This is a genomic window from Vibrio sp. YT-16 (genome assembly GCF_033337405.1).
In the GTDB taxonomy this organism is placed as follows: Bacteria; Pseudomonadota; Gammaproteobacteria; order Enterobacterales; family Vibrionaceae; genus Vibrio; species Vibrio alginolyticus.
The window spans coordinates 1-1,035 of record NZ_JAWOQQ010000161.1; the positions used below are offsets into that span (position 1 = coordinate 1).

Annotated in this window: 1 protein-coding gene; it reads left to right on the forward strand. The window is 50.0% G+C overall.

Features of this window, described 5'->3' with window-relative positions; all coding sequences use genetic code 11:
• The coding region (locus R7F07_RS25465; RefSeq protein WP_318110705.1) for a CarD family transcriptional regulator at window positions 1-1,035 on the forward strand (1,035 nt) is incomplete at both ends.

A 1,035-nucleotide genomic window follows, 5' to 3' on the forward strand; every position in this document is an offset into this window, starting at 1 on the left:
ATCCTCTGCGTCCACTTCTTGCCCCACATGATTTGTGGCTCAAGAAAGACGAATTGTTTGCACACTTCAAACAACTTCCTCAGGCACAGCTCAGCCTAGAGAAAGTAGTGAAACGTGCTGGCCGCCAAAACTTAGCGGTACAAACACTGGCAGAACTTGGCGTTCAACAGCAAAACAAAGAGCCATTGTCTCGTCTGCGCCAATTCAGCGAACAATTTACGGGCAAAATCATCTTTTCGGTGGAATCGGAAGGTCGACGCGAAGCCCTGACTGAGCTTCTGCAAGGCATCAAAGTTCGCCCAGTGGTGCAAGAATCGCTGTATCACGCTTTGGAGTCAGACCACCGTTTCACGTTGATTCTTGGTTCAGCAGAACACGGGTTTATTCATGACGAGCTGAATTTCGCGCTGATATGCGAAAGTGACTTGCTTGGCGATCGCGTAATTCAACGCCGTCGCAAAGACAAAAAAGCCGTCAACAGTGACACTGTTATTCGCCACCTTGCCGAGCTGAAACCAGGCCAACCTGTTGTTCATATTGACCACGGCATCGGCCGCTACATCGGTCTGCAAACCCTTGAAGCGGGGGGAATGAAAACCGAGTATGTGACGCTTGAATATCAAAACGACGCCAAACTTTATGTTCCCGTTTCCTCGCTAAACTTGATCAGCCGTTACTCTGGCGGCGCTGAAGAAACGGCTCCTCTGCACAAACTTGGCGGTGAAGCGTGGTCGAAAGCACGTCGAAAAGCAGCTGAGAAAGTACGCGATGTTGCAGCAGAGCTACTTGATGTATACGCGAAGCGTGAGCTAAAACCGGGCTTTAAATTTGCCTTAGATCGTGGCCAATACGCGACCTTCAAGGCAACATTCCCGTTTGAAGAAACCGATGATCAAGCCATGGCAATCAACGCGGTGCTTTCCGATATGTGCCAAGCAAAAGCCATGGATCGCTTGGTGTGTGGTGACGTTGGCTTTGGTAAAACAGAAGTTGCCATGCGTGCGGCCTTTGTTGCTACGGACAACAGCAAGCAAG